Below are 23,246 nucleotides of genomic sequence, written 5' to 3'. Positions count from 1 at the left end.
AAAATTCCAGAATCGTTTTTCCAGCTCCAAACGACCCGTTTTCAACCTCTGAAAAGCCCTCACTCAGGCGGGGGCGGTGAACAAAAGAGGCGTTTTACTGTCGTGCACTCGCGCTTTGAGCCAGTTGGCAGATGCAGGATAGACGGCAATATGCCGATCCGCCTGTCAGCGTTCTCCATAACGAGACAAAACCCTTCATAAGCTAATGCTTAAAAGTTATTTATTTCAGAATTCTTAGATCATTTAGCCTCTGTATTCAGCCAGTCTTCGGCCCGCCTGATTCGGAGCACCACCATGAAACTGCATTTTTCCCTGCGCCTGCTGACGGCGCTGTCGCTGACTGGCGCAGCCTATATCGCGCAAGCGGCTGACTTCACTGTGGCCTATCAGACCACTGTCGATCCGGCGAAAGTCGCTCAGTCCGACAACGCTTACGAGAAAGCCACCGACTCGAAGATCTCCTGGCGCAAGTTCGAAAACGGCGCGGACGTGATCACCGCAATTGCCTCCGGGGACGTGCAGATCGGCTATCTGGGCTCAAGTCCGTTCACGGCGGCTGCCACGCGCAAGCTGCCAGTGGAAACGTTCCTGATTGCCACCCGGATCGGCGCCGCCGAAGCACTGGTTGCCCGCAACGGTTCGGGAATCGACTCGCCGCAGGACCTGATCGGCAAAAAGATCGCCGTGCCGTTCGTTTCCACCGGCCATTACAGCCTGCTGGCCGCGCTCAAACACTGGAACATCGACCCCGCCAAGGTCACGATCCTCAACCTGGCACCGCCTGCAATAGCGGCAGCGTGGAAGCGCGGCGACATCGACGCCACCTATGTGTGGGACCCGGCACTGGGCGTGGCCAAGGAAACGGGCAAGGTGCTCATCACGTCCGGCGAACTGGCCAAGGTCGGCGCGCCCACCTTTGACGCCTGGATCGTGCGCAAGGACTTTGCCGCCAAGCACCCTGAAGTGGTCAGCGCATTCGCCAGGGTCACGCTCGACGCCTACGCCAGCTATCGCCAGGATCCGGCCGCCTGGATCGCCAATCCGTCGAACATCGACAAACTGACCCGACTCTCGGGTGCCAAGGCAGCGGACATTCCCGGCCTGCTGCAAGGCAACGTCTATCCGCTGGCCGCTGATCAGACCGCGCTGCTCGGCGCCCCCACCATCGAGGCAGTCAGCAAGACCGCGGCCTTCCTTAAAGAGCAGGGCAAGGTCGACGCGGTGCTGCCCGATTACTCGCCCTATGTGACGGCTCAGTTCATTCCCCATTGATCGACCACCGGCAAGGAGAAAGGGCCATGGCCTTGTTGCAACTGGAGCGCATCGGCGCACAGTACCCCGGCGCGGCAACACCTGTGCTGACGGACATCAACCTGAGCCTGGGTCCGGAGCAATTGTTGGTGGCGCTGGGTCCGTCCGGCAGTGGCAAGACCTCATTGTTGAACCTCATCGCCGGCTTCATCCGGCCTGACAGCGGACGTATCACGCTGGACGGCGTGCCCGTCGAAGGCCCCGGCGCCGAGCGCGGCGTCGTGTTCCAGGACGATGCGTTGTTGCCGTGGCAGGACGTGCTGGCCAATGTCGCCTTCGGCCTGGAACTGGCCGGGGTCGCTCGCAACGAGCGGGAAGCGCGAGCGCGGGAGATGCTGGCGTTGGTGGACCTGAGCGGCTTCGAGCAGCGGCGCATCTGGCAGCTCTCCGGCGGCCAACGGCAGCGTGTCGGGCTGGCGCGAGCGCTGGCGGCAGACCCTCGGGTGCTACTGATGGACGAGCCGTTCGGCGCACTGGACGCCTTCACCCGCGAAAGCATGCAGGAACTGCTGTTGCAGGTCTGGCGACGTACCGCCAAACCGGTGTTCCTGATTACTCACGATATAGAGGAAGCGGTTTTCCTGGCCACCGACCTGATCCTGCTTGCGCCCGATCCGGGACGCATTGCCGAACACCTGCGCCTGGATTTCAGCCAGCGCTACAGCGCCGGCGAATCGGCCCGGGCGATCAAGTCCGATCCACGCTTCATCGAAACCCGCGAACACGTACTCGCCAGCGTCTTTTCCCAACGTACACGGGAGCAACAGCCATGAGCAGCTACGAACTGACCCATTCACTCAAGGCCGACAGCCCTGCTCGCCGCCGCGTGTACCTGAGCACTCGCACCATCAGCTTGGTGACGATCATCGTGCTGCTCACGCTGTGGTGGGGTGTAACCGCTACGCAATGGATCGAGCCTCTGTTTCTGCCGCCACCTGTGGACGTACTGGAAAAAGCCTGGCTGTTACTGACCAAAGGCTACATGGACGCCACGCTCTGGCAGCATCTGGGTGCCAGCCTGCAACGTATCGGCCTGGCCCTGGCGGCAGCCATTCTGACGGCGATTCCGGTGGGCATCGCCATCGGACACAACCGTATCGCGCAGGGCATTTTTGATCCACTGATCGAGTTCTATCGCCCTGTCCCGCCGCTGGCCTATCTGCCGCTGATCGTGATCTGGTTCGGCATCGGCGAGTTCTCCAAGGTGCTGCTGATCTACCTGGCAATCTTCGCTCCGATCGCCATTGCCGCCGCCACCGGCGTGCGTACGGTCGATCCGGCCAGGCTGCGCGCTGCACAATCGCTGGGAGCCACGCGCTGGCAGTTGATTCGCCACGTCATCCTGCCCAGCGCACTGCCGGACATTCTGACCGGCATTCGCATTGGCCTCGGGGTGGGCTGGTCGACACTGGTTGCCGCCGAACTCATCGCCGCCACCAGCGGACTGGGCTTCATGGTCCAGTCGGCCGCGCAGTTTCTGGTCACCGATGTGGTGGTGCTGGGAATTCTGGTGATCGCCCTCATCGCCTTCGCCATGGAGCTTGGGCTGCGCGCCTTGCAGCGCAGGCTGGTGCCGTGGCACGGCCAGCATCACTGAATCCGGTACATGTCACGCACACTGACCACGCCGACAGCTCGGCGCCTGAAAGAAAGAGAGTCATCATGAGCCTGCACATCACTCCCCTGAGTTTCGCCCTCGGCGCGCAGATCGGCGGCATTGATCTGAGCCGCGACCTGACTTGCGAACAGCACCGCCAGATCGAGCAGGCGCTGCTTGAGCACCATGTGCTGTTCTTTCGCGATCAGCCGCTGACACCTGCACAGCAGGCCCGCTTCGCGGCGAAGTTTGGCGACCTGCATATTCATCCGAGCTATCCCAACGTACCGGATCAGCCACACGTGCTGATTCTCGACACCGCCGTGACGGATGTGCGGGACAATGCCGTCTGGCACACCGACGTCACCTTCCTGCCGACCCCGGCCATGGGCGCGGTGCTGAGCGCCAAGACACTGCCTGCCTACGGCGGCGACACGCTGTGGGCGAGCGGCATTGCGGCCTATGAGGCACTGTCCGAACCCCTGAAACGGCTGCTCGACGGCCTGAGCGCGACCCATGACTTCACCCGCTCGTTCCCGCTGGAGCGCTTTGGCAACACGCCGCAGGACCTGGCGCGCTGGGAAGAGGCGCGCCGCAAGAACCCGCCGCTGTCGCACCCGGTGATCCGCACGCATCCGGTCAGCGGCCGCAAGTCGCTGTTCGTCAACGAAGGTTTCACGACCCGAATCAATGAGCTGGAGGCTTCGGAGAGCGAAGCGATCCTGAAACTGCTGTTCAGTCACGCAACGCGACCCGAGTTCACCATCCGCTGGCGTTGGCAGGAACACGACGTGGCGTTCTGGGACAACCGCTCGACGCAGCATTACGCGGTAGACGATTACCGGCCGCAACGCAGGGTGATGCATCGGGCCACGATTCTGGGGGATGTGCCCGCTTAGGCTCTGTAGGTAAAGTCGGCGAGCGAGAGTCAGGCAAGGCAAAAACAGACAAGGAAGCGGAGTCTACGGATTGTAAATGCGCACTTCGAGACTGTGTTTAACGCAGCATTACTGAGCGCAGCCACTTTTCGCACAGCGCCCAGGATACAAATTGCCTCAGCTTGGTGTGACGCACCGTTGTGATGCGCAAATTGGGTGCACAAATCAGGCAAAAGCGTCGTCAATTGAATGGCTGACCGAGTAGCCGCCTGTGCCGCACGCCGCCGAGAGCCTCTATTCAAGGCCCGAAAGCATTAAACACAACGATTTGATCCCGTTCTGCCAAAACTGGCACGCAGTCTGCAATAGGTATTACATCACCAGTTTTGGGGACCTTGGTACAGGCAGGCCGGGGAATCCCCTCTTTTATTCCTCCCGGAGACTGACTTCCAGTCTCCAGCGCCCGTCTACCTTCTCAGTGCGCCAGTCGCCGTGAAGTGGACGGGCTGCCAGGAGCGTCAGCACCAACCCCTTCTCCCCTCGTTCCAGCTTCCAGCGCGCAACCTTGCTGTCGAATCTCAGTTGACCGTTCCACGGCTGGCCCGAAGCATCCAGCCGCAGCACCACCGCTCCGTCAACCGTACTTCCTTCATACCTGGGTTCTTCGTCGAACCACAGCGCAAGTCCGGTGGGCAGCTCTTCAATCTGCTGCAATTCGACCGGCACGGGCTGCTGCAAACGACCGATGATGGTGCCGATGGTGAAGCCGACAATCGCCATCGAACCAAGAACACGCGGCCATAGCTTCGGTCTGGGGTCCTCTTCGGGGGTAGAATGCATCCCGTCCTTTCGTTCGGAGCCGTGCATGTTTCACGTCATCCTTTTTCAACCAGAAATTCCGCCGAATACCGGCAATGTGATCAGACTATGCGCCAACAGTGGCTGCACCCTGCATTTGATCGAACCTTTGGGTTTCGAGCTGGACGATAAACGCCTGCGCCGGGCGGGTCTGGACTATCACGAGTATGCCACGCTGCAAACCCACGCCGACCTGGCCAGTTGTCTGGAAAAGCTCGGCAACCCAAGACTGTTCGCCTTTACCACCAAGGGTTCGCGGCCATTTCATGATGTCAGTTTCGAACCGGGCGATGCATTCCTGTTCGGCCCTGAAAGCCGGGGGCTGCCTGCCGACATTCTCGATTCGCTGAGCGGCGACCATCGCCTGCGTCTGCCCATGCGCGAAGGTTGCCGCAGCCTGAACCTGTCCAACACCGTGGCCGTGGCCGTTTATGAGGCATGGCGTCAGCACGGCTTCGCGTAATTCCAGTCGCGCCCTTCACGCACAAAAAAGCGCCCCGAAAGGCGCTTTTTCCATCGAGCCGTAACGCTTACTGAACAGTCGGCGTTTCGCCAGCTTCCTGCATGCGTTGCAGTTCCTGCGCGTACAGCGCGTCGAAATTCACCGGGGCCAGCATCAGCGCCGGGAACGAACCACGGACAACCAGATTGTCGATGGCTTCGCGAGCGTACGGGAACAGGATGTTCGGGCAGAACGCGCCCAGGGTGTGGCTCATCGAAGCGTCGTCCAGGCCCTTGATCAGGAAGATACCGGCCTGTTGCACTTCAACGATGAACGCGACTTCTTCGCCATTGTTGACGGTCACGGACAGGGTCAGCACCACTTCGTAGAAGTCGCCTTCCAGAGGCTTCTGACGGGTGTTGAGGTCAAGGCTGACGGTCGGTGTCCACTCCTGACGGAAGATCGCCGGGCTTTTTGGTGCTTCGAAAGACAGGTCGCGAACATAGATACGCTGCAGGGAGAATTGCGGAGCGTTTTCTTCTTCGTTGGCCACGGCGCCGTTGTTCGGTTGATCGGTCATTTCGGATCCTTCTCAAATGGAGCGGTTAATTGGGGAAGTCAGCCCAGCATCGCGTCGAGCTTGCCGGCGCGGTCCAGGGCGAACAGATCATCGCAGCCACCAACGTGGGTCGGGCCGATCCAGATCTGCGGTACCGACGTACGGCCGGCCTTTTTGGTCATCTCGGCACGAACCTGCGGCTTGCCATCAACCCTGATTTCTTCGTAGGCCACGCTCTTGCTCTGCAGCAACTGCTTGGCACGTACGCAGTACGGGCAGTAGTCGCTGGAATAGATGACAACTTGGGCCATGTTCATTTCACCAGGGGAAGGTTGTCGCCGCGCCAGCTGGAAATCCCGCCGGACAGCTTGGCCGCCTTGAAGCCGGTTTTCAGCAGTTCGCGGGCGGTACTGCCTGCATGCTGCCCCATAGCGTCGACGATGATCAACGTCTTGTCCTTGTATTTCTGCAGTTCTGCGGTGCGGGTCAGCACTTTGTCCTGCGGAAAGTTCAGGGAGCCGACGATGTGACCGCTGGCGAAATCCTTCTTGGAGCGCACGTCGATGACCACGCCCTGGTCGCTGTTGACCAGTGCGGTCAGCTCGCGAGTGCTCAGGCTCGCGCCGCCTTTGCTCAGTTCATAAGCGATCAGCAGCCCCAACAGAATGACGAAGGCACCGGTGATCAAATAGTGGTTAGTAGCGAATTCAAGCAGATGAGCAACCATCGGTAGGTTCCAGGGCGTTAAAATGTCGGCCAGTATACACAGCACCCAAGGTGGGCCAAAGTCCGTACGGCAGTGACGCCGTTTGAACTTGTCCCTAAAATGCCAATCCCTTGTTCTTTACTTCAACCAGCCTCGAGTGGGTTCTATGACTGCCACCCCAAAACCTCTGGTCCTTATCATCCTGGATGGCTTCGGACACAGCGAACACCGTGAAGGCAACGCTATTCTGGCCGCGAAGATGCCAGTCATGGATCGCCTCTACCAAACCATGCCCAACGGCCTGATTTCGGGTTCCGGCATGGATGTCGGTCTGCCGGACGGGCAGATGGGCAACTCTGAAGTCGGCCACATGAACCTGGGCGCCGGACGCGTGGTGTATCAGGACTTCACTCGAGTGACCAAGGCCATTCGCGACGGCGAGTTCTTCGAGAACCCGACCATCTGCGCCGCCGTGGACAAGGCCGTTGCAGTCGGCAAAGCCGTGCACATCATGGGCCTGCTGTCCGACGGCGGCGTCCACAGTCACCAGGACCATCTGGTTGCAATGGCCGAACTGGCCGTCAAGCGTGGTGCCGAGAAGATTTATCTGCACGCCTTCCTCGATGGTCGCGACACGCCACCGCGTAGCGCACAGAAATCCCTCGAGCTGATGGACGAAACCTTCGCGCGCCTGGGCAAGGGCCGCACCGCCACGATCATTGGCCGATATTTCGCAATGGACCGTGACAACCGCTGGGACCGCGTTTCCAGCGCCTATAACCTGATCGTCGACAGCAGCGCCGAATTCCACGCCGACAGCAGCGTTGCCGGTCTCGAAGCCGCCTACGCCCGCGACGAGAACGACGAGTTCGTCAAAGCCACGCGCATCGGCGAACCGGTCAAGGTCGAAGACGGCGACGCCGTGGTGTTCATGAACTTCCGTGCCGACCGCGCCCGCGAACTCACCCGCGTGTTCGTCGAAGACGATTTCAAGGACTTCGAGCGCGCCCGTCAGCCGAAGGTCAACTACGTGATGCTGACCCAATACGCTGCCAGCATCCCCGCGCCGTCCGCGTTTGCAGCAGGCAGTCTGAAGAATGTACTGGGCGAGTACCTGGCCAACAATGGCAAGACGCAGCTGCGCATTGCCGAGACCGAGAAATACGCTCACGTCACCTTCTTCTTCTCCGGCGGTCGTGAAGAACCGTTCCCCGGCGAAGAGCGCATCCTGATTCCCTCGCCGAAGGTCGCCACCTACGACCTGCAGCCGGAAATGAGCGCGCCGGAAGTGACCGACAAGATCGTCGACGCCATCGAGCATCAGCGTTATGACGTGATTGTCGTCAACTACGCCAACGGCGACATGGTCGGTCACAGCGGCATCATGGAAGCGGCCATCAAGGCGGTCGAGTGCCTGGACGTCTGCGTCGGGCGGATCACCGAGGCGCTGGAAAAGGTCGGTGGTGAAGCATTGATCACCGCTGACCATGGCAACGTCGAGCAAATGACCGACGACCACACCGGTCAGGCTCACACTGCGCACACCTCCGAGCCGGTGCCGTTCGTGTATGTCGGCAAACGCCGGCTGAAAGTCCGCGAAGGCGGCGTGCTGGCCGACGTCGCACCGACCATGCTGCATTTGCTGGGTATGGAGAAACCGCAGGAAATGACTGGCCACTCGATCCTTGTAGACGAGTAAAGGGCTGAAAACCGGCACTTAGCCACCAGGCGGTGCCGGTTTTTTAGGTCATAGGCCCCAAAGCAGTACGACCGGGGCGTTTTTTTTGCACCGCATGCCGGGCATACTAGGCCTGACATTTTTTCTCACAATTCCTCGGTATCGCCCACCCTCATGCTTCGCGCCTTGATCGCCCTTGTTCTGATCTGCCTGCTCAATCCGGCCTTCGCCGAAGATGAGCGTGTGCAAACCCAAAAACAGATAGATGCTGCGCGTCAGGATGTGGCCGAGTTGCAGAAGGTCCTGAGCAAGCTTCAGGAAGAACGCACAGGCGTCCAGAAGGACCTGCGCACCACTGAAACCGAAATGGGCAAGCTGGAAAAGCAGGTCGAGGTCCTGCAAAAGGAACTAAAAAAGACCGAAGCCGAGCTGACAAAGCTCGACAGTGAGAAAAAAAAACTGAATAGCGCCAAGGTCGAGCAACAACGCCTGATCGCCATCCAGGCTCGCGCTGCCTACCAGAGCGGCCGCCAGGAATACCTCAAGCTTCTGCTCAATCAGCAACACCCGGAAAAATTCGCCCGCACCCTTACCTATTACGACTATCTGAGCCAGGCCCGCCTGGAGCAGTTGCGCAACTTTAATGAAACCCTGCGTCAGTTGGCCAATGTCGGCAAAGACATCGACCTGCAACAGGCTCAGTTGCTGGTGCAGAAGAGCAACCTCGACAGCCAGACCGAAGAATTGGCCAAGGTTCGCCAGGAGCGGCAGCAGGCCTTGGCTAAACTTAATCAGGACTACAAAGCCCGCGACCAGAAGTTACAGGCCCGCCAGCAGGATCAGGCCGATCTGGCCAAGGTGCTGAAGACCATCGAAGAGACACTGGCCCGCCAGGCGCGCGAAGCCGAAGAAGCGCGCCAGAAGGCCTTGGTGGCCGCTCGCGAAGCGGAAGAGAAGCGTCAGCGTGAAGCCGAAGCCGTGGCCCGCAACAGCGGCAAAAACGACGATGAACCGGCACCGCGTCGCCCGGTCAAAAGCCCCGGCGCGCTGGTTTCCAGCGCCGGTGTTTCATACGGCGGACCTTTTGCCGAGGCCAAGGGAAAACTTCCATGGCCTATCGATGGTCGATTGCTTGCACGCTTCGGTGAGGCACGCGGTGATGACGAGCGGACCAAATGGGACGGCGTCATGATCAGCGCAGCCGCCGGGAGTCAGGTACACGCCGTGCATGGCGGACGAGTGGTCTTCGCCGACTGGTTGCGCGGCGCGGGGCTTCTGGTCATTCTCGACCACGGTAATGGCTATTTGAGTCTGTACGGACACAATCAGAGCCTGCTCAAGTCGGCAGGCGATATCGTAAAAGCCGGTGAAGCGATTTCCACCGTAGGCAACAGCGGCGGTCAGGACACATCAGCGTTGTACTTTGCTATTCGTCAGCAGGGTCGCCCCAGCGATCCAGCCCAATGGTGCCGCACTCAAGGATAAGTCGGCGCCAATATCAGTAGGAGCTCGTTAGACATGCTGCATTTGTCCCGCCTCACCTCGCTGGCCCTGGCGATTGCCATCGTTATCGGCGCGCCTCTGGCGCAAGCTGCCGAAAAAACCACGCCAGCCCCGACAGCAGCAGTCGCTCCGGCCAACGCCAATGCCAAACCGCCGCTGCCGCTCGATGAGCTGCGCACGTTCGCCGAGGTCATGGATCGGGTCAAAGCCGCCTACGTCGAGCCGGTGGACGACAAGACCCTGCTGGAAAACGCGATCAAGGGCATGCTCAGCAACCTTGACCCGCACTCGGCTTATCTGGGCCCTGAGGACTTTCAGGAGTTGCAGGAAAGCACCAGCGGCGAGTTCGGCGGCCTGGGCATTGAAGTCGGCGTAGAAGACGGGCTGGTCAAAGTGGTCTCGCCTATCGACGACACGCCTGCGTCCAAGGCTGGCATCGAGGCAGGCGACCTGATCGTGAAGATCAATGGCGCACCGACCCAGGGTCAGACCATGCAGGAAGCGGTCGACAAGATGCGCGGCAAGATCGGCGAAAAGATCACCCTGACGCTGGTGCGCGACGGCGGTACTCCGTTCGACGTAACGCTGGCGCGCGCGACCATTCAGGTCAAGAGCGTCAAGGCGCAGATGCTGGAGAACGGCTACGGCTACATCCGCATCACCCAGTTCCAGGTCAAGACCGGCGACGAAGTCGGTAAGGCGCTGGCCAAGCTGCGCAAGGACAACGGCAAGAAAATGAGCGGTCTGATTCTGGACCTGCGCAACAACCCGGGCGGCGTGCTGCAATCGGCGGTGCAGGTTGCGGATCACTTCCTGACCAAGGGCTTGATCGTCTACACCAAGGGCCGCATCGCCAACTCCGAGCTGCGCTTCTCGGCCGATCCGGCGGACGCCAGCGAAGGTGTGCCGCTGGTGGTGCTGATCAACGGCGGCAGCGCCTCGGCCTCGGAAATCGTCGCCGGTGCCTTGCAGGACCAGAAACGCGGCATCCTGATGGGCACCGACAGTTTCGGCAAAGGCTCGGTGCAAACCGTGCTGCCGCTGAACAACGACCGTGCGCTGAAGATCACCACTGCGCTGTACTACACGCCCAATGGCCGCTCGATTCAGGCGCAGGGCATCAACCCTGACATCGTGGTTCGTCGCGCCAAGGTCACCAATGAAGCCGATGGCGAGAACTACAAGGAAGCCGACCTGCTCGGTCACTTGGGCAACGGCAACGGTGGCGCTGACAAACCGACCCTCAAAGGTGGCGCAGCTGCCAAGGCGCGTCCGCAGGATGACGACTTCCAGCTGAGCCAGGCGCTCAGCCTGCTCAAGGGGTTGAGCATCACGCGCGGCAACTGACGGATGCGTGTTCTCGCCATTGTGCTGTTGGCGTTCTCGATGGCGGGTGCCGCCCATGCGGCGCCAGCCGGGAACAGCGACAAACCGGCCGTCGCCTACCTCAGCCTGATCGTCGACGACCTGGGCCAGAACCCCGACCGCGACAGCCGCACGCTTGCGCTGCCCGGTCCGGTGACGCTGGCGATCATGCCGGACACCCCTCACGCTACCGACTTCGCCCGTCAGGCCCATCGCGCTCGCAAAACCGTGATGCTGCACATGCCGATGGACCCGGCGACCGGCCCTTACGCCTGGCACCCCGATCTGCCACTGCCTGAACTGGAAAGCCGCCTGAATGCCGCACTGCTCAAAGTGCCGTACGCTGCAGGCATCAATAACCACATGGGCAGCCGAATGACCGCCGAGCCTGTGGCCATGGCATGGCTGATGGAAGAATTGCAGCGTCGCCATATGTTCTTCGTCGACAGCCGCACCAGCGCGAAAACGGTTGCCGCCGCGCAGGCTCAGCGGATCGGTCTGGCGAGTGTTTCCCGTGATGTGTTTCTGGACGACGAACGCACTGCCGAGGCCATTACCCGGCAGTTGCAGACCGCGATCAAACTGGCGCACAAGCAAGGCTCGGCCGTGGTCATCGGCCATCCCTACCCCGTCACGCTGGACGTGCTCGAACGCGAACTGCCGCGGCTCAAAGCGCAAGGTATCGAGTGGATCGAGCTGCGCGAGATGATCGGTCTGCGTGGCAACAAGGCCATGGCCGGTCACGGTTCCAACGGTTTGTACCGTTAGGCATCAGCCCTTTTCCGGACCGGCGTAATCCGTTTCTGGTTTCCGTGCCCCATGCCACTCCCGCCTTGATAACAGCGTCAATACCGACTTAAAGGAGAGAGTCTCCATGGAGGAGGCCAAGACCCTGTTATCAAGGAATGATGATGAATTTACCCACCCTCGCGGGCGTGTGCTGCCTTGCCACCTTGCTGCCCTTCTACACCTTTGCCACGGCCGCCGAGCAGCCAGCCCTGACGCCCTCCCAAGTCCTGTTGAACGCCGATGGCTCGAACGACCACTGGAACGGCATTGGCCGGATCAAGAGCAAGACCGGCTCACAGTGCACAGCGACGCTGCTCGACACCCGTAGCCCGGAGAGCCCACCCGATGCACCGGCCTACGTGCTGACCAGCGGCCACTGCATCGACAAACAGGTCGGCACGATCATCACCGACCGTGCAGTCGAGGGCAGCATGACGTTCAATTTCTTTACCGACAGCACTCCCCGCAGCCATCAACTCAAACGCATCAACTGGAGCAGCATGCAGGGCGTGGATCTGGCCATTGTCGAGCTGCAACCGAGCCTTGAGTCGTTGATCGCCAAGGGTATCCGGCCAATCAGAATCGCCAGCGAAGTGCCTGAGCCGGGCAGAGAAATTCTCTGGGTAGGTGCTCCTCTCCACAAAGACACTGGCCACCTGCGCATGGCAGCCTGCGTCCATCAGACGTCGGGGGAGATCCTCGAGCAGCCGTGGGTATGGCGCAACACCGTCGCCAATCAATGCCGGGATGTGGACACAGGCGCTTCTGGAAGCCCGATGCTGATTCGCGACAGCGCAGAGCTGTATGCGGTGCTGAACTTCACCAACCAGTCGTCTGCGCCATCGACTCCAGCCAATCAGCGTGACGAACTCGCCCCAGGCTTTCCGTCCTTGCCGGCCGACAGCAATTTTGGCAACCCGGTCACTCTGCTCAATCGCTGTTTTGTCAAAGGCATACTCAGCACGGCACCGGAACAATGCAGTCTGTTCCCGACGTTTTCGGTCGATTTCGAAACGCTTGGCAAACAGCCGGCGCAATATGCAAGAGTTCGACTGGATACCCAAGGCAACGTGGTTTATCCCGGATGGGAACTGCGCTTTCTGATCGATACCCCTTTCTACCGGTACAAAAAGGTGACCTCCGCCCAGCAGTGCGAAAACCCGGTGGATTACAGCCCTGCCATCGCGGCTCAGGACGCGGCCATCAATGATCCGGTCGATACCCGTATCGGTATCAACTGGCTGTGCATCGTCGGTGTCACGTCGGAAGATGAACGCCCAGCCATCGGCCTGATGCGCAATGCGTTGACGCTTGCCATGGAGTTGCAGCCTGCGGGTCCGACGCCAGCACCGGTGGTCAAGGTGCAGAAGACCCGGTTTGGTACTTACACAGTGAGCTGGTCCCACGAGCCCGCATTGATCGACTACTACACGGTCAAGACAGGGCCGCCGCAATCCACCGACTGCAACGACCCCGAAGGCTTCAAAGGGCGCTTCAGCAACCTGGTGGTGCGCCCACAATCACTGCCCCTGAAAATCTGCACTTACGCGCACGATGTGAACGACCAGCCATCTGTGCTGCGCGAAGACGTCATTCCCGCGCCATAGCGAATTGACCGGTTATTGGTAGCGAGACCTGGCCGCATCCACCCAGCCTTCGGCGCGCATCTGATCGAGATTCTTTTGCAGACGGGCAACGATTTCGTCGGGCGTGCTCTTGTTCAGGGCCAGATACAATTCCGCACTGTTGAAACGCAGCGCGGTCTTGAAACCGTTGACGCCTTCCAGTTTCGCAAGGTAACGCCACACGGGATCGCCGACAGCCCACAAGTCAATCTGCCCGCTGGCCAGCTTCCTGATGTTGTCACGGTCGCGCAACATCAGGATCGGGTTCAACCCCATCGTCGTGAGGCGCTCACCGATGGCGTCGCCCTTGTAGGCGCCGATCCTGTAGGCCTTGGCCTGCTCCAGCGACGTCAAGGCGATGGGGTTGTCACTGCGGGACAGCATGACCCAGTCATATGAACCCACGGGGCCAACCCACTTGAACAGTTTTTCGCGCTCGGGCAAACGGGTGGTGGAGAATACGCCGTACCCCGGCTTCTCGAGGGCCAACTTGTAGACGCGATCCCACGGAAAGCGCAGGGTCATGCTGTAACCGATGTCGGCGCGCCTGAACATTTCGCGAACTACGTCGGCCGCAATACCATCAATGTTGCTTTCCTGAGCGAAATTCTTGCCATCGACCGCCATGTTGAACGGCGGAAAGTTTTCGGTCAGCAGCACCATTGAATAAGGAGGAGAGTCGTCGCCACGCGCACTTTCGCTCAAGAGGGCGCCGACCCCGATCAGTGCAAGAAAAAGACGTCTAAGCATGTTTCGGCACTCGATCCTGAACGACTGAGGCAGAGTGCCGGGAACCCGCGGCACTGTCTAGCCCGCGACTTCCCGATGTCGCTTTCAAGCAATTTGTGCAGCCAGATACAAAACGAGCGCGCTGACCGGGTCAACGCGCTCGCCTGGCTACGCCCGACAAGCGTTTAGCGCATCACAATACCGCGGCTGGCCATGTAGGCCTTGGCTTCGGGCACCGTGTATTCGCCGAAGTGGAAAATACTCGCGGCCAGCACAGCACTGGCGTGCCCTTCCAGCACACCGGCGGCCAGGTGCTCGAGATTGCCGACACCGCCGGAAGCGATCACCGGAATGCCCAGCGCATCGCTGATGGCGCGGGTCACGCCCAGGTCGAAGCCGTTTTTCATGCCGTCCTGATCCATGCTGGTCAGCAGGATTTCGCCTGCACCCAGCTCTTCCATCTTTTTGGCCCAGACCACTGCATCCAGCCCGGTAGGCTTGCGCCCGCCGTGGGTGAAAATCTCCCAGCGCGGCGTCTCGCCCGGCCCGGACACCTTCTTGGCGTCGATGGCGACCACGATGCACTGCGAACCGAAACGCGCTGCCGCTTCGCCGACGAATTCGGGGTTGAACACGGCGGCGGTGTTGATCGACACCTTGTCGGCACCGGCGTTGAGCAGGTTGCGAATGTCCTGCACGGTACGCACGCCCCCGCCCACGGTCAGCGGAATGAACACCTGACTGGCCATGCGCTCGACGGTGTGCAAGGTGGTGTCACGGCCATCGACGCTGGCCGTGATGTCCAGAAAAGTGATTTCGTCGGCGCCCTGCTCGTCGTAGCGACGGGCAATTTCCACCGGATCGCCCGCATCGCGGATGTTCTCGAACTTGACGCCCTTGACCACTCGACCGTTGTCCACGTCAAGGCAAGGGATGATGCGTTTGGCTAGGGCCACAGAATCAATCTCCGGTTAGTTGGAACAGTGCGGTGCTCAGCGCTGTTCCAGATCACACAAGGCCTGAGCCTCGGCGACGTCCAGCGTGCCTTCATAGATGGCGCGACCGGTGATGGCACCGATGATGCCGGGTGCCTTGGCATCCAGCAGCGCCTTGATGTCGCTCAGATTGTGAATGCCGCCCGAGGCGATGACCGGGATACGCGTGGCAGCCGCCAGCGCCGCAGTGAACGGGATGTTGCAGCCCTGCATCATGCCGTCTTTGGCGATGTCGGTGTACACGATGGCCGATACGCCATCAGCTTCGAAGCGCCTGGCCAGATCGATGACCTGTACCGAGCTGACTTCAGCCCAGCCGTCAGTGGCGACGAAGCCGTCTTTGGCGTCCAGACCGACAATGACCTTGCCGGGAAACGCACGGCAGGCTTCAGCCACGAACTCGGGTTCCTTGACCGCCTTGGTGCCGATGATGACGTAGCTCACGCCCGCCTTGACGTAATGCTCGATGGTTTCCAGCGAACGGATGCCGCCGCCGATCTGGATCGGCAGGTTCGGGTAGCGACGGGCGATGGCCGTAACCACATCGCCGTTGACCGGCTGACCTTCGAACGCACCGTTGAGGTCGACCAGATGCAAACGGCGGCAGCCACCTTCGACCCATTTGGCGGCCATGGCCACCGGGTCATCGGAGAACACCGTGGAATCTTCCATGCGGCCCTGACGCAGGCGTACGCAGGCGCCGTCTTTAAGGTCGATAGCGGGGATAATCAGCATCGGGAAACCTACTTGTCCGGAAATTAGTTTTTCTCGAGCGCCCACAGGTCGCTTTCGATGCTCTCGAACCTCTCTTTGAGGTGCTGCTGAACATCGAAAATGGCTCGATTGTAGTAATGCGGGGCGATCTCGCGGGTGAACAGCTCAAGCACCTCGGCCACTTCGAATGACCCCAGCTCAAGCTCGAAGCGGTCTGCGAACAGACGCTTGAGCTTGTCGATCGCCTGTTGTTCCTGCTCAGGCGAGAGCGTCAGGATCGGTGGTTTGGCCTTGGCTTTGCTCATGGCGATTACCAGCGCCCGTCCCACGCGGCGAAGTTCTGCAGCAATTGCAGGCCGTGGGTATGGCTCTTCTCCGGGTGGAACTGCACGGCAAAGCGCGAACCGTCGACCAGCGCTGCCGCGAAATCCAGACCGTAACGACCACGGCCTACCACCTGACGCTGATTGACCGCGTCGATGTAGTAGCTGTGAACGAAATAGAAGCGCGCCAGATCGGGGATGTCGTGCCACAGCGGGTGATCGACCGACTGCGTGACCTGATTCCAGCCCATGTGCGGCACTTTCAAGTGCTCGCCATCTTCGTGCAGGTCCTTGCCGAAGAACTTCACCTGGCCGGGAAACATGCCGATGCAATCCACACCGTCGCTTTCTTCGCTGCTGTCGAGCAAGGCCTGCATGCCGACGCAGATACCGAGAAACGGGCGATCCTTGCTGACTTCCTGCACCAGCGAATCAAACCCCAGACGGCGGATCTCGGCCATGCAGTCGCGAATTGCGCCGACGCCCGGGAACACCACACGGTCGGCTTCACGAATCACGTCGGCGTCGCTGGTGATCAGCACACGGCCGGCGCCAACATGCTCCAGGGCCTTGGCGACCGAGTGCAGGTTGCCCATGCCGTAATCGATGACCGCAACCGTCTGCATCAGAGCACACCCTTGGTGGAAGGCATTTGTCCGGCCATGCGTTCATCCAGCTCGACCGCCATGCGCAGGGCACGACCGAAGGCCTTGAAGACCGTCTCGATCTGGTGGTGAGTGTTGTGGCCACGCAGGTTGTCGATGTGCAGCGTCACGTTGGCATGATTGACGAAACCCTGGAAAAACTCCTGGAACAGGTCAACGTCGAAGCCGCCGACGGTCGCACGGGTATAAGGCACATGCATCTGCAGGCCCGGACGCCCCGAGAAATCGATGACCACTCGCGACAACGCTTCATCGAGCGGCACGTAGGCGTGGCCGTAACGGCGGATACCCTTCTTGTCACCGATTGCCTGACTGAACGCCTGGCCAACGGTGATACCAACGTCTTCCACGGTGTGGTGGTCGTCGATTTCCAGGTCGCCCTTGCACTCGATGTCCAGGTCGATCAGCCCGTGCCGGGCGATCTGGTCGAGCATGTGCTCAAGGAAAGGCACGCCGATATCGAATCGGGCCTTTCCGGTGCCATCCAGGTTGATCGAGGCTTTGATCTGGGTTTCCAGAGTATTGCGCTCGACGTAAGCCTTACGTTCGGCCATCACCAGCTCCGCAAAATCATTGGGCGAAAAAGGCGATCATTATAGGCCGAGAACGACCCGGCATGAAGCAAACATACGACAGACAGGCCATTTAACGCCCAACTTCCGGCCACAACCGAGGAAGTGGAGCCCTGAACCCCATTTGAACGGGGAAGCGGACTTGTCCGCAAAAAGACTGTAGTCCCCGCTTAATAGCGCCACCGGGCCACAGCATTCGTGGACAAGTCCGCTCCTACAGGTCGTGCACCACGTCAGCGGTTCCCGTGGGAGCCAACTTGTCCGCGAAAAGGCTGGCGATGGCGTCGCAGACCTTGTCGATATTACCCTCGTTCAGCCCGGCCAGGCACATGCGGCCACTGCGGATCAGGTACATACCATGCGTGTCCTTGAGCTCGTCGACCTGGGCCGGCGTCAGACCGGTGTAGCTGAACATGCCGTTCTGTTTGAGGATGAAGCTGAAATCATGCTGCGGGACTTTCTGCGCCAGCGCCGAGGCCAGACGGGTGCGCATGTCGAGAATGCGCTGGCGCATCACCTCGACCTCCGTCAGCCACTGATCGCGCAGGGGCGCAGAGTTCAGCACGCGGGCGACCACCTGCGCGCCGTGAGCCGGCGGGCTCGAGTAGTTGCGACGCACGGTGGCCTTTAGCTGGCCCAGCACGTTGACGGCCGAGGCACTGTCTTCGCAGACGACGGACAACCCGCCAACGCGCTCGCCGTACAGCGAAAATATCTTCGAGAACGAGTTACTGATCAGCGCCGTCACACCCGCACCGGTCATCGCCCGGATCGCGTAGGCATCTTCGTCCATTCCATTGCCGAAGCCCTGATAGGCAATATCGAGAAACGGGATCAACTGACGGGCTTTCACCAGTTCGACCAGCCGATCCCACTGCTCGACGGACAGATCCGCGCCGGTCGGGTTATGGCAGCACGGGTGCAGCAACACGATGCTGCGCGCAGGCAACCGCTCTAACGCAGAGAGCATGGCGTCGAACTTCACGCCGCCGGTCTGCGCATCGAAATAAGGGTAGGTATTGACCTTGAAACCTGCACCGGCAAACAGCGCATGGTGGTTTTCCCAGGTCGGATCGCTGACCCAGACCTGCGAATCAGGGAATGCGTACTTAAGGAAGTCGGCACCGACCTTCAGCGCGCCTGACCCGCCCACCGTCTGAATCGTGGCCACGCGGTCAGCCAGGACGGCAGGATTGTCGGCGCCGAACAGCAAGGTCTGCACCGCCTGGCGATACGCCGCCAAGCCTTCCATCGGCAGGTACACAGAAGCGGCCTGTTCGCCTTCGGCCAATTGCTGCTGAGCGGTGACCGCCGCGGCCAGACGCGGAATGCGGCCCTGGGCGTCGTAATACAGACCGATGCTGAGATTGACCTTGTCTGCGCGCGGATCCTTGCCAAAGGTCTCCATCAGCGAAAGGATCGGATCACCGGCGTATGACTCCACGTGGGCTAGCATGCAAACAACTCCTTTAAATAATGAACAAGGCCGGATCGGTCGGCTGATGAAATAGAGACGCGGTGAAGCCAAATCTGTCCTGCCAATACAGCGCGAGGATACTAACCCCGCCGCTACTCGCCTTGTGGCGGAAAAGTATCAGAAAACCGTCCCCGAGAATCGGATTGCCGGCAACGCGGCGTAAAAAGGCTGGAGTTGATCGCCGCGAATCAACGATAGCCAGTCGCCGCGAAACGGCACGATGCATCACTTCAATGCGTCGACGACCCTCAGGAAGTCACGACGCTGTTTTCCTTCAACCGCTCCAGCACGACCGCTGTCTTGATGTGCGCCACACAATTGCCTGCCGTGATCTGCGCCATCAGTTGATTGAGACTGTGCAGGTCCGCCACAGCGACCTTGAGGGTGTAATCCGCATCGCCTGTGGTCTTGTAGGCATCGATGATCGAGCCGACGTTGGCCACCAGCCCCTGAAACTCTTCCCAATGCTCCGGACGATGACTGGTCAGGCGCACTTCGACCATCGCCAGCACTTCGCGGCTCATCGCCTGCGGGGCGACACGGGCGTGGTAACCCAGAATCAGGTGCGCCTGCTCCAGACTGATTCTGCGCCGCGAACACTGCGAAGCCGACAAGCCCACCAGATCGCTGAGTTCCTGATTGGTCAAACGCCCATTGGCCTGCAGCAACGTCAGAATCTTCAAATCGAAATCGTCGATTTCATTCGCTTTCATGATGACCATCGCTCGCGCCAGAGAGGTTCAGGGCAAGAAGCCTAACAGTTTCATCGTCGGCGACAATTAGCCTGCTCGCAATACACACCAAACCTGCATCGCGTTACTTGCGGACCGATGAACAGCCATGCCACCAGTGCGCTTGCGTCGAGCACGTGTAGAGCGCGATTTCAACTGATAGCGCTGCCTGGGACCGCTCGAAAGCCGCACAAAAAAAGCGCGTGCACCGAAGTGCACGCGCTTTTTTGTAACCGTCAGGCTATCAGTGGAACAGCACTGCGGTTTTCTGCAACGTGATCCAGACACCCCACGCCAGCGGGATACCTACTGCCAGCCAGGCGGCAATCACCAGCGGCTTGCTGCCAGGCGATGCTTTCCACTCCAGCGAAGTGGTGGCATCCGCGCCCTTGTCGTGGCCGATGGCTTGTTCAGCCGCAAGCTCGGCGTCGGTCATGAAGTACTTGTCGGCGACCGGACGAATCATCAGGTTGCAGATGAAGCCCAGTACCAACAGACCGGCAAGGATGTACAGCGTGATGTCGTAGGCATCGGCACGCGCAACACCGTGGCTGAGCTGATACTCACGCAGGTAGTTGACCAGTACCGGCCCCAGTACACCGGCCGCAGCCCAGGCGGTCAGCAGACGACCGTGGATCGCACCGACCATCTGCGTACCGAACAGGTCGGCCAGATAGGCAGGCACTGTCGCGAAGCCACCGCCGTACATCGACAGCACGACGCAGAATGCAGCAACGAACAGCGCGATGCTGCCCATGTGGCCCAGTGTCGGCACCGAGGCGTAAAGCACGAAGCCCAGCGCGAAGAAAACGAAGTAAGTAGCCTTGCGACCGATGTAGTCCGAGCACGAGGCCCAGAAGAAACGACCGCCGATGTTGAACAGGCTCAACAGACCGGTAAAGCCCGCTGCGATGGCGGCGATGGCTTTCAACTGGTCGGCGCTGAGCTGGCTGAAGGTCAGGTCATTGCCCAGCAGCTTGCCGGCGAACACTTCCTGCAACAGCGGAGACGCCATACCCAGAATACCGATACCGGCCGAAACGTTCAGGCACAGCACCAGCCAGACCAGACGGAACTGCGGCGTCTTCCAGGCCACGCTGACGTGCACGTGACGGTTGGTGATCATCGCGTTCTTGGCCTTGGCCGCCGGAGCGGTCCAGCCTTCGGGTTTCCAGCCGGTCGGTGGAACGCGGTAGCCCAGTGCGCCGCCGATCATGAAGATGAAGTAGATCACCGCCATCACGACGAAGCTCTGCCAGACACCCACGCCATCAGCGGAAGCGAAGTGCCCCATCAGAGCCGTGGCCAGTGGCGCACCCACCATCGCGCCACCGCCGAAGCCCATGATCGCCATGCCGGTCGCCATGCCGCGCTTGTCCGGGAACCACTTGATCAGGGTCGACACCGGGGAGATGTAGCCCAACCCCAGACCGATACCGCCGATCACGCCCGAACCCAGCCACATCAACCAGATCTGGTGAGTGTAGATACCCAGCGCGGAAATCAGCAGACCGCCACACCAGCACAGTGCCGATACGACACCGGCCTTGCGTGGGCCTGCGTGTTCCAGCCAGCCACCCCAGATGGCAGCCGAGCAACCCAGGAAGATGAAGAACAGGGTGTAGATCCAGCCCAGCATGGAAATCTGCCAGTCACAGGTCGACGCAAACATCTGCGCAAAGAAACCCATGTCCGGTGTACACGCCACGGGTGCCGAAACACCGATGGCCTTCGACAACGGCAACCAGAACACCGAAAAGCCGTACGCCATACCAATACAAAGATGGATGGCCAGTGCAGCAGGTGGAACAAGCCAGCGGTTGAAACCGGGCTTGGCGATAATGCGCTCTTTGGACAAGAACGCAGGCTGAACGGCTGCGCCGCCCAAGGCTGTACTTGTGCTCATTATGATTTACCCCAATGTGTGAAGCTCGCAGATGATCCGCTGGTCCGCCACAGACTCCATGCCGAGCGGCCATGTCTGTTTTATCGGCAGGTTGTTCAGATACGTGACAAAAAGACGCACCTGAGTCAGCAGATGCGGAGACTATCACTTACTGATGGCCAATAAGCATCTTGTTACAGGCTTTTTATTATCGATATGACTAACTTAATCCAGCCGATCTATGACCCAATAGATGCACTCAATTAAACATCAGGAGAAACCCATGCCGGTCTTAGTTGGGCTCTTAACTTTGCCCACTGTTCAGGATCAGGAAGATCTGCAAAAGATATATCTCGACGCACCGCATGACCTGCTGCCGCCTTACGCAAGCGCGGAAGATCTGATCCACGATGCGCTGACGAACGAGACATTGTGGGTGGGCCGTTTCAACGACCGGTTGCAGGGAGCCGCGCGGCTCGAGCGCGGCGTAGCTGTCTGGCACCTGTCGCATCTATGCGTGCGCAAACCGACCCGTCGACGCGGGGTTGCCGAGCGAATAGTCTCTATGGCGCAGAAACTGGCCGGGGAAGCGGGTTGCGAACTACGCTTGCAGGCAACCGCCGGGCGTCCCGAAGTCCTCGCCCTGGCGGCCAAGCTTTCCGTGCCGCTGGACGCCGCAACGCCCTGAGCATTCGGGCGTTATCCAGCCATGAAGGCATCCGAAGCCCGAGACCCTCGCCAGAGCGGTATACTCGTGGGCTATTTTTGAACATCGACACAAGGACTCGCCCATGAAAGCGTTCGGCAAAATCCTGGGGCTGTTTATTCTCGGGTTGTTGCTGATCATCGTGGCTCTCGGCTTCGCCCTGACCCATCTGTTTGATCCCAACGACTACAAAGACGAGATTCGCCAGCTGGCACGCGAAAAAGCCAACGTCGAGCTGACGCTCAATGGCGATATTGGCTGGAGCCTGTTCCCCTGGCTTGGCCTTGAGTTGCACGACACCCATGTCGCGACCCTGACTGCACCCGACCAGCCTTTTGCCGACGTGCAGATGCTGGGCCTGTCCGTTCGTGTCCTGCCATTGCTGCGTCGCCAGGTACAGATGAGCGATATCCGTGTCGAAGGCCTGAACCTGATGTTGCATCGTGACGAACAGGGTCATGGCAACTGGGAAGACATCGGCAAGCCGCCTGCGGTCGCCTCGACTGACGCAAAACCGGATGCCACGCCGACGCCCGCGCCGGAGCCGTCGAAACCCGAACGCGCTTCGCAGCCGCTCAGGCTGGACATCGACAGCCTGACCGTGAACAACGCCCGCGTCGATTACAGCGATGCTCGCAAAGGCCGGACGTTCACCGCGGAAAGTATCCAGCTGAGCACCGGCCCGATCCGCGAAGCGTCCGACATCCCGATCAAGCTGACCGCTTTCCTGAGCACCAACCAGCCCGTCGTGCGCGCCAAGACCGAACTGGTCGGCGAACTGCGCATGGACCGCGTGCTCAAGCGCTACCAGTTCGAAGACATGCGCCTGTCCGGCGAAGTCGCGGGCGAGCCGCTCAACGGCAAGACCGTGACCTTCTCCGCTCAAGGTCAGTTGCTGGTAGACCTGGCCGCCAACATCGCCGAATGGAACAGCCTGAAAATCTCGGCCAATCAGTTGCGCGCATTGGGTGAGCTGCGCGCCCGCGATCTCGACAAAACACCACAGATCACCGGCGGCCTGTCGGTTGCCCAACTGGACGTCCGCAACTTCTTCGAAAACATCGGCCAGCCGCTGCCTGCCATGACCGATGGCGCGCTCGGCAAAGTCGAAATGGTCACACGCCTGAGCGGCACGCCG

At 60.3% G+C, this 23,246-nt stretch carries 25 protein-coding genes; 12 read left to right on the top strand and 13 right to left on the bottom strand.

Annotation, left to right across the window (positions count from 1 at the left end; all coding sequences use genetic code 11):
- Positions 1-294 precede the first annotated feature (294 nt).
- From tauA to tauD, 4 genes are all read left to right on the top strand, one after another.
- Positions 295-1,272 carry a taurine ABC transporter substrate-binding protein gene (gene tauA, locus BZK31_RS25110; protein ID WP_083185959.1) on the top strand — a complete coding sequence of 326 codons (978 nt, stop codon included), beginning with the start codon at positions 295-297 and terminating at the stop codon, positions 1,270-1,272.
- A gap of 26 nt (positions 1,273-1,298) precedes the next feature.
- The gene (gene tauB / locus BZK31_RS25105; RefSeq protein WP_083185958.1) at positions 1,299-2,084 is read left to right on the top strand and encodes a taurine ABC transporter ATP-binding subunit; all 786 of its coding nucleotides are present in this window, start codon (positions 1,299-1,301) and stop codon (positions 2,082-2,084) included.
- Complete coding sequence (gene tauC / locus BZK31_RS25100) at positions 2,081-2,908, top strand: taurine ABC transporter permease TauC (protein ID WP_083185957.1); 828 nt, start codon at positions 2,081-2,083, stop codon at positions 2,906-2,908. The genes tauB and tauC overlap by 4 nt, the downstream gene beginning before the upstream one ends.
- Positions 2,909-2,973: 65 nt before the next feature.
- The gene (gene tauD, locus BZK31_RS25095; RefSeq protein ID WP_083185956.1) at positions 2,974-3,807 is read left to right on the top strand and encodes a taurine dioxygenase; all 834 of its coding nucleotides are present in this window, start codon (positions 2,974-2,976) and stop codon (positions 3,805-3,807) included.
- 405 nt (positions 3,808-4,212) lie between these two features.
- Here tauD and BZK31_RS25090 read toward each other — a convergent pair whose 3' ends face one another.
- Complete coding sequence (locus BZK31_RS25090) at positions 4,213-4,653, bottom strand: hypothetical protein (protein WP_083185955.1); 441 nt, start codon at positions 4,651-4,653, stop codon at positions 4,213-4,215.
- Between BZK31_RS25090 and trmL the strand changes: the two genes are divergently transcribed.
- Positions 4,652-5,107 (top strand): tRNA (uridine(34)/cytosine(34)/5-carboxymethylaminomethyluridine(34)-2'-O)-methyltransferase TrmL, encoded by a 456-nt coding sequence (gene trmL, locus BZK31_RS25085; RefSeq protein ID WP_083185954.1) that lies wholly within the window; start codon positions 4,652-4,654, stop codon positions 5,105-5,107. The genes BZK31_RS25090 and trmL overlap by 2 nt on opposite strands.
- Before the next feature lie 67 nt (positions 5,108-5,174).
- On the opposite strand, the gene secB is transcribed toward trmL, so the two are convergent.
- From secB to BZK31_RS25070, 3 genes are read right to left on the bottom strand one after another with little or no spacing between them, the layout of a single operon-like run.
- Complete coding sequence (secB, locus tag BZK31_RS25080; RefSeq protein WP_024685362.1) at positions 5,175-5,666, bottom strand: protein-export chaperone SecB; 492 nt, start codon at positions 5,664-5,666, stop codon at positions 5,175-5,177.
- Positions 5,667-5,704: 38 nt separating this feature from the next.
- A complete protein-coding gene (grxC, locus tag BZK31_RS25075; RefSeq protein ID WP_083185953.1) occupies positions 5,705-5,956 on the bottom strand; it encodes a glutaredoxin 3 in 252 nt (83 codons plus the stop codon).
- Positions 5,957-5,958: 2 nt separating this feature from the next.
- Positions 5,959-6,372: a rhodanese-like domain-containing protein gene (locus BZK31_RS25070; RefSeq protein ID WP_083185952.1), complete on the bottom strand. Its 414-nt coding sequence runs from the start codon at positions 6,370-6,372 to the stop codon at positions 5,959-5,961.
- A gap of 145 nt (positions 6,373-6,517) precedes the next feature.
- Between BZK31_RS25070 and gpmI the strand changes: the two genes are divergently transcribed.
- The 5 genes from gpmI to BZK31_RS25045 all read left to right on the top strand — a co-directional run bounded on the left by gpmI (position 6,518) and on the right by BZK31_RS25045 (position 13,293).
- The gene (gpmI, locus tag BZK31_RS25065) at positions 6,518-8,050 is read left to right on the top strand and encodes a 2,3-bisphosphoglycerate-independent phosphoglycerate mutase (protein ID WP_083185951.1); all 1,533 of its coding nucleotides are present in this window, start codon (positions 6,518-6,520) and stop codon (positions 8,048-8,050) included.
- 153 nt (positions 8,051-8,203) lie between these two features.
- Positions 8,204-9,514 (top strand): murein hydrolase activator EnvC family protein, encoded by a 1,311-nt coding sequence (locus BZK31_RS25060; RefSeq protein ID WP_083185950.1) that lies wholly within the window; start codon positions 8,204-8,206, stop codon positions 9,512-9,514.
- A gap of 33 nt (positions 9,515-9,547) precedes the next feature.
- Positions 9,548-10,879, top strand: a complete 1,332-nt coding sequence (locus tag BZK31_RS25055) for a S41 family peptidase (protein ID WP_083185949.1) — start codon at positions 9,548-9,550, stop codon at positions 10,877-10,879.
- Between the two features lie 3 nt (positions 10,880-10,882).
- Complete coding sequence (locus BZK31_RS25050) at positions 10,883-11,665, top strand: divergent polysaccharide deacetylase family protein (RefSeq protein WP_083185948.1); 783 nt, start codon at positions 10,883-10,885, stop codon at positions 11,663-11,665.
- Positions 11,666-11,808: 143 nt separating this feature from the next.
- Positions 11,809-13,293 (top strand): trypsin-like serine protease, encoded by a 1,485-nt coding sequence (locus tag BZK31_RS25045; protein WP_083185947.1) that lies wholly within the window; start codon positions 11,809-11,811, stop codon positions 13,291-13,293.
- 12 nt (positions 13,294-13,305) lie between these two features.
- Here the strand turns inward: BZK31_RS25045 and BZK31_RS25040 are convergent, their stop codons facing one another.
- The 9 genes from BZK31_RS25040 to BZK31_RS25000 all read right to left on the bottom strand — a co-directional run bounded on the left by BZK31_RS25040 (position 13,306) and on the right by BZK31_RS25000 (position 21,423).
- The gene (locus tag BZK31_RS25040; protein WP_083185946.1) at positions 13,306-14,061 is read right to left on the bottom strand and encodes a substrate-binding periplasmic protein; all 756 of its coding nucleotides are present in this window, start codon (positions 14,059-14,061) and stop codon (positions 13,306-13,308) included.
- Between the two features lie 164 nt (positions 14,062-14,225).
- Positions 14,226-14,996 carry an imidazole glycerol phosphate synthase subunit HisF gene (gene hisF / locus BZK31_RS25035; protein WP_025993341.1) on the bottom strand — a complete coding sequence of 257 codons (771 nt, stop codon included), beginning with the start codon at positions 14,994-14,996 and terminating at the stop codon, positions 14,226-14,228.
- 36 nt (positions 14,997-15,032) lie between these two features.
- Positions 15,033-15,770 carry a 1-(5-phosphoribosyl)-5-[(5-phosphoribosylamino)methylideneamino]imidazole-4-carboxamide isomerase gene (gene hisA / locus BZK31_RS25030; protein WP_083185945.1) on the bottom strand — a complete coding sequence of 246 codons (738 nt, stop codon included), beginning with the start codon at positions 15,768-15,770 and terminating at the stop codon, positions 15,033-15,035.
- Between the two features lie 23 nt (positions 15,771-15,793).
- Positions 15,794-16,054: a DUF2164 domain-containing protein gene (locus BZK31_RS25025; RefSeq protein WP_083185944.1), complete on the bottom strand. Its 261-nt coding sequence runs from the start codon at positions 16,052-16,054 to the stop codon at positions 15,794-15,796.
- Positions 16,055-16,059: 5 nt separating this feature from the next.
- Positions 16,060-16,698: an imidazole glycerol phosphate synthase subunit HisH gene (gene hisH / locus BZK31_RS25020; RefSeq protein ID WP_083185943.1), complete on the bottom strand. Its 639-nt coding sequence runs from the start codon at positions 16,696-16,698 to the stop codon at positions 16,060-16,062.
- Positions 16,698-17,291, bottom strand: a complete 594-nt coding sequence (hisB, locus tag BZK31_RS25015; protein ID WP_004883084.1) for an imidazoleglycerol-phosphate dehydratase HisB — start codon at positions 17,289-17,291, stop codon at positions 16,698-16,700. Before hisB ends, hisH begins: the two co-directional genes overlap by 1 nt.
- Positions 17,292-17,523: 232 nt before the next feature.
- The gene (locus tag BZK31_RS25010) at positions 17,524-18,765 is read right to left on the bottom strand and encodes an amino acid aminotransferase (RefSeq protein ID WP_083185942.1); all 1,242 of its coding nucleotides are present in this window, start codon (positions 18,763-18,765) and stop codon (positions 17,524-17,526) included.
- Between the two features lie 269 nt (positions 18,766-19,034).
- On the bottom strand, positions 19,035-19,499 hold the full coding sequence (locus BZK31_RS25005) for an Lrp/AsnC family transcriptional regulator (protein ID WP_083185965.1): 465 nt from the start codon (positions 19,497-19,499) through the stop codon (positions 19,035-19,037).
- A gap of 262 nt (positions 19,500-19,761) precedes the next feature.
- On the bottom strand, positions 19,762-21,423 hold the full coding sequence (locus BZK31_RS25000) for an OFA family MFS transporter (protein WP_083185941.1): 1,662 nt from the start codon (positions 21,421-21,423) through the stop codon (positions 19,762-19,764).
- 262 nt (positions 21,424-21,685) lie between these two features.
- Between BZK31_RS25000 and BZK31_RS24990 the strand changes: the two genes are divergently transcribed.
- The gene (locus tag BZK31_RS24990) at positions 21,686-22,090 is read left to right on the top strand and encodes an acetyl-CoA sensor PanZ family protein (protein WP_083185940.1); all 405 of its coding nucleotides are present in this window, start codon (positions 21,686-21,688) and stop codon (positions 22,088-22,090) included.
- A 103-nt stretch (positions 22,091-22,193) separates the two neighbouring features.
- Positions 22,194-23,246 (top strand): AsmA family protein (locus tag BZK31_RS24985; protein WP_157900790.1); only part of this gene is annotated, 1,053 nt, incomplete at its 3' end.

Origin of the sequence: Pseudomonas floridensis, from assembly GCF_002087235.1 — a bacterium.
Classification (GTDB): domain Bacteria; phylum Pseudomonadota; class Gammaproteobacteria; order Pseudomonadales; family Pseudomonadaceae; genus Aquipseudomonas; species Aquipseudomonas floridensis.
Note: the sequence above shows the minus strand (reverse complement) of the source record. Positions and strands in the feature narration are given on the sequence as shown.

What these genes read in the sequence shown, in the direction of transcription:
- tauA (WP_083185959.1), top strand. Translation starts at nt 295, where the DNA reads ATGAAACTGCATTTTTCCCTGCGCCTGCTGACGGCGCTGTCGCTGACT.
- tauB (WP_083185958.1), top strand. Translation starts at nt 1,299, where the DNA reads ATGGCCTTGTTGCAACTGGAGCGCATCGGCGCACAGTACCCCGGCGCG.
- tauC (WP_083185957.1), top strand. Translation starts at nt 2,081, where the DNA reads ATGAGCAGCTACGAACTGACCCATTCACTCAAGGCCGACAGCCCTGCT.
- tauD (WP_083185956.1), top strand. Translation starts at nt 2,974, where the DNA reads ATGAGCCTGCACATCACTCCCCTGAGTTTCGCCCTCGGCGCGCAGATC.
- trmL (WP_083185954.1), top strand. Translation starts at nt 4,652, where the DNA reads ATGTTTCACGTCATCCTTTTTCAACCAGAAATTCCGCCGAATACCGGC.
- BZK31_RS25090 (WP_083185955.1), bottom strand. Translation starts at nt 4,653, where the DNA reads ATGCACGGCTCCGAACGAAAGGACGGGATGCATTCTACCCCCGAAGAG.
- secB (WP_024685362.1), bottom strand. Translation starts at nt 5,666, where the DNA reads ATGACCGATCAACCGAACAACGGCGCCGTGGCCAACGAAGAAGAAAAC.
- grxC (WP_083185953.1), bottom strand. Translation starts at nt 5,956, where the DNA reads ATGGCCCAAGTTGTCATCTATTCCAGCGACTACTGCCCGTACTGCGTA.
- BZK31_RS25070 (WP_083185952.1), bottom strand. Translation starts at nt 6,372, where the DNA reads ATGGTTGCTCATCTGCTTGAATTCGCTACTAACCACTATTTGATCACC.
- gpmI (WP_083185951.1), top strand. Translation starts at nt 6,518, where the DNA reads ATGACTGCCACCCCAAAACCTCTGGTCCTTATCATCCTGGATGGCTTC.
- BZK31_RS25060 (WP_083185950.1), top strand. Translation starts at nt 8,204, where the DNA reads ATGCTTCGCGCCTTGATCGCCCTTGTTCTGATCTGCCTGCTCAATCCG.
- BZK31_RS25055 (WP_083185949.1), top strand. Translation starts at nt 9,548, where the DNA reads ATGCTGCATTTGTCCCGCCTCACCTCGCTGGCCCTGGCGATTGCCATC.
- BZK31_RS25050 (WP_083185948.1), top strand. Translation starts at nt 10,883, where the DNA reads ATGCGTGTTCTCGCCATTGTGCTGTTGGCGTTCTCGATGGCGGGTGCC.
- BZK31_RS25045 (WP_083185947.1), top strand. Translation starts at nt 11,809, where the DNA reads ATGAATTTACCCACCCTCGCGGGCGTGTGCTGCCTTGCCACCTTGCTG.
- BZK31_RS25040 (WP_083185946.1), bottom strand. Translation starts at nt 14,061, where the DNA reads ATGCTTAGACGTCTTTTTCTTGCACTGATCGGGGTCGGCGCCCTCTTG.
- hisA (WP_083185945.1), bottom strand. Translation starts at nt 15,770, where the DNA reads ATGCTGATTATCCCCGCTATCGACCTTAAAGACGGCGCCTGCGTACGC.
- BZK31_RS25025 (WP_083185944.1), bottom strand. Translation starts at nt 16,054, where the DNA reads ATGAGCAAAGCCAAGGCCAAACCACCGATCCTGACGCTCTCGCCTGAG.
- hisH (WP_083185943.1), bottom strand. Translation starts at nt 16,698, where the DNA reads ATGCAGACGGTTGCGGTCATCGATTACGGCATGGGCAACCTGCACTCG.
- hisB (WP_004883084.1), bottom strand. Translation starts at nt 17,291, where the DNA reads ATGGCCGAACGTAAGGCTTACGTCGAGCGCAATACTCTGGAAACCCAG.
- BZK31_RS25010 (WP_083185942.1), bottom strand. Translation starts at nt 18,765, where the DNA reads ATGCTAGCCCACGTGGAGTCATACGCCGGTGATCCGATCCTTTCGCTG.
- BZK31_RS25005 (WP_083185965.1), bottom strand. Translation starts at nt 19,499, where the DNA reads ATGAAAGCGAATGAAATCGACGATTTCGATTTGAAGATTCTGACGTTG.
- BZK31_RS25000 (WP_083185941.1), bottom strand. Translation starts at nt 21,423, where the DNA reads ATGAGCACAAGTACAGCCTTGGGCGGCGCAGCCGTTCAGCCTGCGTTC.
- BZK31_RS24990 (WP_083185940.1), top strand. Translation starts at nt 21,686, where the DNA reads ATGCCGGTCTTAGTTGGGCTCTTAACTTTGCCCACTGTTCAGGATCAG.